Consider the following 9,260-nt stretch of genomic DNA (forward strand, 5'->3'; position numbering starts at 1 on the left):
CTCCCAGTCGCATCGCCGGCGCCGTTGCCGACATTGCCTGCGCCCGCCGCCCGCATGAGTGATGGCGTGTTGCCCCAACGAGTACGAGACCGCCTGCAAAGCGGGGGAAACTCGCCGGCGACGCGGCGGCTGCCGTACGCGGGGATCCCGGCCTCCGCGCGAGGAGACCGGAGACTGCAGGCGCCGTGTCCGGATCGCTGCCTTCGTCATTCGGCAATACGCGTACTTGTCGTCCATCGATAGACAACGGCCATCTCGTTGGTGCGGTCGTCGGTCCGCTCGAAATGTTCATATCCGTTGCCGTGCTGGAGCTTGATCTTCGTGGGCAGCTCGGAAACGTGCTGGCTGCGGGATTCGTAGGCCAGGTCGCGCGGGCCGCCCTCCAAATAGATACGCTCGGTAAGCACGGGATCTCCCTTCCGATCGAGGCGCGCTCGGCGGTGATGGCCGGCGCGCGTCCTGCAGTCGTCTGCGCTGCCGGGCGCTGCACGATCGGCGTCGATCTACGCGCGGCGCACCATCAAGCTGTGGTGATGTGCATCACTGAAATGATGGGCCAGTGCGCTTAGTGGTGTCTTAAGGCTGTCTAACCCCAGCGTCCACCGGAGTTCCAGGACTTGGGCGCGACACTGCTGTGCAGCTGAAAAGGGAGTGCGCTCCGATCCGGACGACAGATTCTGTCGAGGTTCGATGGTCTCGCCACGGAGAGTGCCGTCGGTGGGTGAATGAAGCGCGGCACGCCGGGTGTTGCGATGGCCGGACCGGCTGGTCAGCGGTGGTCCGGCGACGTGGCCACCAGCCGGGCCCGGGCGATCGAGAAGGCGCCGAGGCGTGCCCCCACCATGGCCGGTGAGGTGTCGGTGTCCACCCCGAGGGTGGGCTGGCTCAGTGCGTGCACGGCGAAGACGTACCGGTGTTCGGCCTGGCCTGGACGGGTAGCCGCGCCACCGTAGGCAAGCTCGCCGAAGTCGTTGCGCACGTGCGACGCACCGGGCGGGCAGCGCTCGGGGGAGCCGGCGCCTTCGTGGAGGGTGTGCACGTCCGCAGGGATGTCGACCAGGATCCAGTGCCAGAAGCCGCTGCCGGTGACCGCGTCCGGATCGAAACAGGTCACCGCGAAGCTTGCCGTCTCGGGCGGGAAACCGTTCCATGCCAGCTGCGGGGAGCGGTTGCCGCCGTCCTGGCCGAAGCCGCTGTGCGCCTGCGCTGGGCCGAGTGGTCGTCCAGCCATGATCGAAGTGCTGCTGACCTGGAAATGCGGGACCGGCGGTAGGGTGGCGATGACGAAGTTGTCGTGAACAATGTATGACACGGAAGTCCCTGGTCGGTGCCGCCCGAATCCACGGGTCGGAGATTCGATTTGTCCCATGAATGCCTGTCAATGCATCCTAGCATCCTAGCATCGGCCTTCATGGTCAGCGATGCGGGCGTACGTAGTTTTGCGGATGCCGCGATCTGCGAGGATGTGGCAGGCTGTGTGCCGCAGCTGGTGGTGGGAAACGGGGAGGCACGTTGAGATTCGAAATACTCAGAAGTGTCGATGTAGTGTATGAGAAAGGTCGTTCCAGGGTCAGTGCGCCAAAGATCGAAGCGCTATTTCTCGCCCTCCTGGTCCGGTCCGGAGAGATCGTATCATCAACGCAGTTGATCGAAGAGATTTGGGGCGATAATCCGCCTCGGCGGGCCAGTGCCGCCCTTCACGTCTACATTTCTCAACTCCGGAAGTTCCTCCAGTACGAGGTGGCCTCGCCGAGCGTCATCGTTACCCGGGTGCCCGGCTATGTGCTCGAGTTGAACGGCAGCGAACTGGATTACCACATTTTCGAAGGCCTCGTCGGCGAAGGCCGGACGCAGGCCCGCGAGGGCCATCACGAGCCCTCGGCGGCGGCTTTTCAGGCCGCCGTCGGCATGCTGCCCGGTGGCAGTCTGTCCCGGTACGGCAAGGGCTCGATATCCGGTTCCTTCCATCACTACCTCGACGAGATGCGCCTGGAGTGTCTCGAGGCGCTGGCTAAGGCGCGGCTGGAACTGGGTCATCAGCGGCAGTTGATCGGCTGGCTGCGTGGACTCATCACGGAATACCCGCTGCATGAACCCTTGTACGCCCTGCTGATGCAGTCGATGTACCGCGCCGGCCGGCGTGCGGACGCGCTCGCCACCTATCACACCCTGCGCGATACCCTCGGCTCCGAGCTGGGCCTCGATCCCTGTCGAGCCCTGTACGAGCTGCATCAAGAAATCCTCCTGTCGGAAACGACGCTCGACACCTACGCGGCGGCCTGACGGTCGTGGGCGATCGGCCCCTGTCGGCCACACCAATGACGTCCGCAGCCGCGAGGCGGGAGGGAGTGACATGTCGTTGTACCTGAACTATCGGGAACGACGGCCGAAACCGGAGGTCGCCTACGGCACCGACCCTCTTCACAAAGAAGTTTTCGACCATCTGCTCGGCGCACTCGAACGCGCCGAGGGTGGGCGGACCGAGATCATCGATCTGCGGGGGGACGTCGGCAGCGGCAAGACCTGGCTACTTCGTGATTTGGTCACGGAGGCCCGGCGACGCGGCGACGAGGTTCTCACCGCCAGGGGCATCGAGGGGCAGGAGTCCTTTCGCCGGATCCAGCACGTGCTGCGCGGCGTCACCGCCTGCTCCCGGCGCGGAAAACAGCGGGGTCGCTGCCACGTGATCGTCCTGGACGACTTCCACCGTGCCGGCGAAGACAGCGTCGCCGCGCTCGACTATCTGCTACGGGAGTCGACCGCGGCGAGTGTCCTGATCGTGGTGTCGCGCCGTCCGCACCAGACCTCAGAAGTCCTGTCCCGATCGATCCGGCTCGGACTGGAGGCCGGAACGCTCCAGCAAATCACCGTCGGGCCACTCGACCTGAGCCAGTCGGCGACCCTGCTGCAGAGCTCTCCGAACGATCCCATGATTCAACGGGCTCACCGCACCGGCGCCGGCAACCCGCTCCTGGTGCTGGCCGTGTGGATCGGCCTGGGCGGAGCGCCCCCGCCGGGCTGCCCCGACGTCCCGGAACGGCTGCATGCCCTGGTGGCCGACGAGATGGCTCCGCTGACCGAGACCGAGCGGCGGGTGGCGATCTCCGCGGCGGTGCTCGGGAAGCGGTTCAGCGTACTGGAGCTGGCCACCGTTGCGGAGCTCAACACCGAGGAGACCTGCGCCGCCCTCGACGGGTTGACCCGGCGCGCGGTTCTGCAGCCACTGGGCTCCGGCTCGCAGTCCCAATTCCGCAGCCCACTGCTGAGCTACGTCTTCTACGCCGAGACCAGTCCGGGATGGCGATATCTGGCGCACCGCCGCGCTCTGCGGGTGCGGTCCGTACCGGGTGTGCCGGTGACCGAACTGGCGCGGCACATCGAACATGCGCCGGCGCACCCCGACCTGCGGAATTTCCGGATCCTCACGGAAGCTGCCCGATCCGTGGTGCCCGACGATCCGCAGACCGCGGCGCGATGGTTCAAGCTGGCGGCCGACAACCTGCCGGAGGACGACCGGGATTCGGCGGTGTGCACCATGCTGCTGGTGCAGGTCGCCGAGGGGCTGACGACCGTGGGTGACCTGCGCGAGGCACGCGACATCCTCTTCGGCATCCTCTCGCGCACCCTGACCGCGCCGGGCGAGGACCGTACGGCGGTGGTGACGATCCTGGCGCAGATCGTCGCCTTCCTCGGCGCCCAGCAGGACGCCGCCACCCTGGTCGAGGCGGAGATCGCCGCGACTCGGCAGGTCGCTCCCGTGCAGGCGGCCCGCATGATCGTCGGGCAGGCCACGTTCGGCGTCTTCACCGACATGCTGCCGACTGCGGCCGACGCCGCCTGGGCGTTGTCCGCCGCGGAGAAACACGGCGACCCCAGTACGGAACTGGGTGCCCGGGCGCTGGTCGCCCTGCACGAGGCCGCTCTCGGCCAGTACTGCCGGGCGGAGGCGCTGTTGGCGCAATGTGAGTCGATGCTCAGCGGCTTCGCGGGCCGCCAGCTCGCCGATCTCCCGGGCTACTTCGTCGTCCTGGGGTGGGCCGCCGCGCTGAGCGGGCGTCTCGATCAGGCCGAACGCTACTTCGGTCAAGGGCTGTGCCTGGCGCGTTCCCCGCAGCGCTCCTACCTGGTCTTTCCCCTGCTGGTCGGGCTCAGCCACGCTCGCCGTAACCTCGGGCGCCTTGAGGAGGCCAAGCGGGCGGCCGCGGAGGCCGGCGCGATCGCCCGGCAGTGCCACGCCGACCAGGCCTACGGCTTCGCCCTCGCGCTGGAATCCCTCGCCAGCGTCTGGTTGGGGGGAGCGGACGAGAAGAACGCGGTTCTGCTGGCGGAGCAGGCGACCCGGATCCTCGGCGGCGACAGCCGTACGTGGAGCATCAACGCGCAGCTCGCCTGGGCGTTCGCGAGCTGGCTGAGCGGTGAGCCACAGAGGTGCGTGACGCTGATCCTCGCCGCGGGTGGCGGATGGGAGCTGCCCAGGGTGTCGCATGTGGCCCGTGCGGCGTGCTACGAGCTGCTGGCCGCGTGCGCGGTCGACCTGGGTGATGCCCGGGTCGAGGAGTGGGCCGATCTGGCCTCGGCTGAGGCCGAGAAGGTGAACCGGCCACTTGTGGTCGCCCACGCAGTGGCGGCCCGGGCCCACGTGCAACGGGCCCGTTCCCAGTTCGCCGAAGCCATCCGCCTCTATCAGCGATCCGCGCACCTGCACGCGTCGGCCGGCTACCAGTGCCTGAAGGCGCTGATGCTGCTCCTCGCCGCCACCTGCGCGGTCGCCTCCGAGGATCGGACCGCCGTCGTCCAGCTACTGCCCGCGGTGGTGAGGGCCGCCGAGGGAGCCGGAGCGACCCGAATCCTGGAAAACGCCGGCCGGTTGTCGCGAGAGGCCGGCTGCGACCGGGGTGGCCCGCCGGAGTGCCGAGGCGACCCGTTCCCGGCGATCGCCGAGCTGCTCACCGAACGTGAGCAGGAAGTAGCCCGTATCGCGGCGACCGGCATGCGCAGCCGGGAGATATCTCAGGTTCTCCACCTTTCGACGCGGACGGTGGACGTCCACCTCTCCCGCATTTATCGGAAACTGCAAATAAATGGCCGGGTGGCCCTCGTTCGGCTGCTGACCGAGTCGGGTGTCCACGAGCCGAAGACCGGATAGCGGGATCGGCGAAGTGATTCACGGTCGCGTCACCACCGAATGCCGGTGTGACGCGACCTCTTCGTGCGTGCCAAGGACCTCATTATCCTCGGATTAGTAGGGCTTTAGCGGCGGCCGGAAGCATCGAGACGAACGCGCGGATACGCACTTAGGCGTCTCGATGAAAGGGCCAGAATGAGCGACTCGGACATTCGCCTCCTGTCGGTCGGCTCTGCGCTGCCGGGGCCTCCCGTCGACAACGCCACGCTGGCACGGCACTTCGGGATGCCCGCTCTGTGGGAGCAGTGGATCGACGTCTTCGTCGGCACCAGCACCCGTCACCTGGCGGTGGATCTGGCCAGCGGGGAGGTTCGGACCTCGCTGGCCGAGCTGGGGGAGCAGGCGGCCCGGCGGGCCCTGGACGCCGGCGGGATGGCTCCGGCGGACATCGATCTGCTCGTGCTCGGCACAGCCAACCCCGACCTGCTCATGCCCGCGACCGTCAACATGGTCGCCGAGCACCTCGGTATCGACGGGATCCCCACCTATCAGCTGCAGAGCGGCTGCGCCGGCGCTTTCCAGGCCCTCGACGTGGCCGTGCACATGCTCGCCGGCGGCGGCTACCGGAACGCCCTGGTGATCGCCGGAGAGGTGTGCGCCAAGCACTTCGACGTGAAGGCCGACCTGCAGGCGCTGGAGCCCGCGGAAATGGTCAACGCGGTGCTCTTCGGTGACGGAGCGGCGGCCGTGCTGCTCACCGCTGATCCGGTCGACGGGGCAGTCGTCGTACGCAAGGTGCTGAACCGGCTGTGCGGCCTCGGCCGCGAGCCCGGACAGGTCGTGCCGTGGTTCGGGCTCGCCGATCGGGCCTCGACGCCGGCGGCGGTGCGCGAGGACTACAAGGCCATCGAGCTCTCCGTGCCGATCATGGCGGCCGAGGTGCTCGACGAACTCGTCGAGGCGGTCGGCTGGACCCGGTCGGACGTGGACTTCGTGCTTCCTCCGCAGCTGTCCGGCCGGATGTCCGAGCGGATCAGGGAGCGGTTGGACCTCAAGGACGCGGTCGAGATCGGATGCGTCGCCGAGACCGGCAACGTCGGCAACGCGCTGCCCTTCCTGCAACTGGAGCGGTTACTGAGCAGGATGCTGCCGGGCGACCGGGCGGTCGGCTTTGCGATCGAGTCCAGCAAGTGGATCAAGGGTGGCTTCGCCCTCGAGCGGATGTGATCGACGATGACCTCCACCCTCGTCGACTCGGCCGACGCGCCGGTGTCCGGGATCGACACCCTCACCGCCCTGCATCGCACCGGCCGGCTGGCCACCGAGTACCCGTTGGTCCAAGGGCTGCTCGCGACTGTCCCGGCGGCGCACCTGCAGCGGGCCGGACGTCTGCTGGCAGGCGTCCCGCCCGAGGAAGTCCAGCGGCATCACCCCAACGTTCCGGTCGTGTCGGTCGCGATCACCGGTCACGGCACACTGCCCGGGCTGGTGTCGACCCTGACGGTCGAGCTGGCCCGGCATGGCGTGCTGCTGCGTTCGCACCTGTCCAACTTCGACACGTACGCCTTCGAGCTCTCCGATCCGGGAAGTGAACTCTTCACCGCCGTCGCGCCCGACGTGGTGCTCTGCGTGCTCGACCCGAACGTCGTGCTGGACGAACTTCCGTTGCCGTGGACCACCGAGGACGCGGCCCGGGTCCTCGACGAGAAGCTCGCGCTCTTCGAGCGGCTGGCCGCGACGGCCGACTCCGCCGCGGTCAAGGCCCTCGTTCTCAACACCATCCCGTTGTCCCGGACGGTGCTGGCGCAGCTCGTCGACTACCGGTCCCGGGCGGAACTCGGGGCGCTGTGGCGCGAGGCCAACGCCCGCCTGTTACGTCTGCCCACCAAGTACCCGTCTCTGATCGTGCTGGACACGGACGCGATGGCGGCGGAGGGTGCGCTCGTCACCGAGCCGCGGATGAGCACGTACGCCAAGGCCCATCTGTCGCCGGACCTGCTCAGGCGCTATGCGTGCGACGCGGCTCACCTGGTGCGGCACCTGCTCGGCCGTACCCGGAAATGTCTGGTCCTCGACCTTGACGAGACGGTGTGGGGCGGCATCCTCGGGGACGACGGCCCGCACGGGATCGAGGTGGCCGACACCCATCGGGGCGAGGCGTTCAGCGCCCTGCAGCGGGTGGCCAAGCAACTGGCCGCGCAGGGCGTGCTGCTGGCAGCGGTCAGCAAGAACGACCTGGAGCCGGTACGGACGGTGCTGCGCGAGCATCCCCGGATGACGCTGCGTGAAGAGGACTTCGTCCGGGTCGTGGCCAACTGGGAACCGAAGTCGAACAATCTGGCCGAGCTTGCGGTGCAGCTCAACCTGGGGCTGGACAGTTTCGTCTTCGCAGACGACAGCCCGTACGAGTGCGGCCTGATTCGGCACGCGTTGCCCGAGGTCGCCGTCGTCGCCCTGGACGATCCGGCGTTCCACGTCACCCGGCTGCTGGCCGACGGCTGGTTCGACACCCGCCAGGTCACCGCGGAGGATCGCCGGCGGACTGTCAGCTACCGGGACGAGCTGGCCCGCAAGGAGTTTCAGAGCGGCTTCGACTCGCTGGAGAGCTACCTGAACCAGTTGGGCGTGCGGGTACGGCTGGCCAGCGCCCAGCCGTTGGAGGTTGCCCGGCTCTCGCAGATCACTTTGCGGACCAACCAGTTCAACCTCACCACACGACGGTTGCAGCCCGAGGCGGTCGCCGCGCTGATGGCCGACCCGCAGACACCGGTCCTGACCGTCCACGCCGGTGACCGGTTCGGCGACAACGGGCTCGTCGGCTCGGTGCTGCTGCGGTGGGCGGGCGAGGTGTTGCACATCGAAAACTTCCTGCTCAGCTGTCGTGTCTTCGCGCGCGGCGTTGAGCAGGCCTGCTTGAACGCGGTGCTACGGCATGCCCGCTCAGCCGGCGCCATCGAGGTGATCGGCCACTATCGGCCGACCGCGAAGAACGGCAAGTTCCGTGGCTTCTACACGCTCAACGGCTTCGTCGAGCGCTCCGGCGACGGCACGGATGTGCTGTTCGGCCATGACCTGACCGACATCGGCACGGCGCCGGCCTACGTGCGGCTGACCGAGGAGATCGAGGAGACACGCCGGTGAAGACCATCGATACTTTTGTGACCCTCCTGCAGGACGAGATGGGGCTGCCTGTCACCCCGGAGAACGTGACCGCCGACCTCGACGAGATCCCGGGCTGGGACTCGATGTACCTGATCGAGCTGCTGGTCATTTTGGAGCGGGTGACCGGGAAGCAGGTGTCGTTGCCGCACATGATCGAGGCGCGCAGCCTGCGGGAGATCTTCGATCTGGCGGATGCGGCATGACCGGCAGCGTCTCCGCCACTGGCTCCTGTCTGTTGAGCCCGCCCGATCCGGCCGCCGCGATCCGGCTCTTCTGCTTCCACCACGCTGGTGGCGCCGCCTCCTCGTTCGCGTCCTGGGCGGCTGCGGTGGATCCCTCGGTGTCGGTGGTTCCTGTTCAGCTCCCCGGACGCGAGGGACGGGTCCGGGAGGAGCGGGTGGCCGACATGACCATCCTGGTCGAGATGCTGGAGGACGAACTCGGCCCCTGGCTGACGGCACCGTTCGCGTTCTACGGCCACAGCATGGGCGCGTTCCTGGCGCACGCCCTGACGCGGCGGTGGGCGGCGAGCGGCCGTACGCTACCGCGCCGCCTGTTCCTCGGCGCCGCCAAGGCACCACATCTGCCGATCGTGCTGGACGGTGCGACCGGCATGACCGACCTGGAACTGGGCCGGATGCTGGTCGGGATGGGCGGCATGTCGGCGATGGTGCTGCGGTACCCCGACTGGCTGCGCCCGGCCACCCAACTGGTCCGTGACGACCTGCGCATCTGCCAGAGCAATCCGTACCGGGACCGGACGCCCGTCCCGGTTCCGATGGAACTGTTCGCCGGCGAGGACGACCCGGTGGTGCGTCCCGCGGACGTGGCGGCCTGGGAGCTCCACGCCGGGGCGGGACACCGCCTGCACGTCGTGCCCGGCGGTCACTTCTTTCCGCAAGATCCGGCCGGAGTGTTCCTTCCGCTGCTCTCCCGGCTGGTCGCCGCCGACGCCCGGCAGCCGCACTAGCCG

The 9,260-nt window shown here is 68.1% G+C and carries 8 protein-coding genes; 6 read left to right on the top strand and 2 right to left on the bottom strand.

Annotation, left to right across the window (positions count from 1 at the left end; genetic code table 11):
* Window positions 1-206: 206 nt before the first annotated feature.
* Window positions 207-407 carry a DUF5988 family protein gene (locus tag ACLQ2V_RS13720; protein WP_425718808.1) on the bottom strand — a complete coding sequence of 67 codons (201 nt, stop codon included), beginning with the start codon at window positions 405-407 and terminating at the stop codon, window positions 207-209.
* A 362-nt stretch (window positions 408-769) separates the two neighbouring features.
* Window positions 770-1,231 carry a YbhB/YbcL family Raf kinase inhibitor-like protein gene (locus ACLQ2V_RS13725; RefSeq protein ID WP_425718809.1) on the bottom strand — a complete coding sequence of 154 codons (462 nt, stop codon included), beginning with the start codon at window positions 1,229-1,231 and terminating at the stop codon, window positions 770-772.
* A 314-nt stretch (window positions 1,232-1,545) separates the two neighbouring features.
* Between ACLQ2V_RS13725 and ACLQ2V_RS13730 the strand changes: the two genes are divergently transcribed.
* From ACLQ2V_RS13730 to ACLQ2V_RS13755, 6 genes are all read left to right on the top strand, one after another.
* Window positions 1,546-2,283 carry an AfsR/SARP family transcriptional regulator gene (locus tag ACLQ2V_RS13730; protein WP_425718810.1) on the top strand — a complete coding sequence of 246 codons (738 nt, stop codon included), beginning with the start codon at window positions 1,546-1,548 and terminating at the stop codon, window positions 2,281-2,283.
* Window positions 2,284-2,353: 70 nt separating this feature from the next.
* Window positions 2,354-5,146: a LuxR C-terminal-related transcriptional regulator gene (locus ACLQ2V_RS13735; RefSeq protein WP_425718811.1), complete on the top strand. Its 2,793-nt coding sequence runs from the start codon at window positions 2,354-2,356 to the stop codon at window positions 5,144-5,146.
* Between the two features lie 174 nt (window positions 5,147-5,320).
* On the top strand, window positions 5,321-6,352 hold the full coding sequence (locus ACLQ2V_RS13740) for a 3-oxoacyl-ACP synthase III family protein (protein WP_425718812.1): 1,032 nt from the start codon (window positions 5,321-5,323) through the stop codon (window positions 6,350-6,352).
* Between the two features lie 6 nt (window positions 6,353-6,358).
* Window positions 6,359-8,266: an HAD-IIIC family phosphatase gene (locus ACLQ2V_RS13745; RefSeq protein WP_425718813.1), complete on the top strand. Its 1,908-nt coding sequence runs from the start codon at window positions 6,359-6,361 to the stop codon at window positions 8,264-8,266.
* Entirely contained in the window at window positions 8,263-8,490 is a 228-nt protein-coding gene (locus tag ACLQ2V_RS13750; protein WP_425718814.1) for a phosphopantetheine-binding protein, read from the top strand. Before ACLQ2V_RS13745 ends, ACLQ2V_RS13750 begins: the two co-directional genes overlap by 4 nt.
* Window positions 8,487-9,257: a thioesterase II family protein gene (locus ACLQ2V_RS13755; RefSeq protein WP_425718815.1), complete on the top strand. Its 771-nt coding sequence runs from the start codon at window positions 8,487-8,489 to the stop codon at window positions 9,255-9,257. Before ACLQ2V_RS13750 ends, ACLQ2V_RS13755 begins: the two co-directional genes overlap by 4 nt.
* Window positions 9,258-9,260: the final 3 nt, after the last annotated feature.

The sequence above is a fragment of the Micromonospora sp. DT233 genome (assembly GCF_049841815.1).
Classification (GTDB): domain Bacteria; phylum Actinomycetota; class Actinomycetes; order Mycobacteriales; family Micromonosporaceae; genus Micromonospora.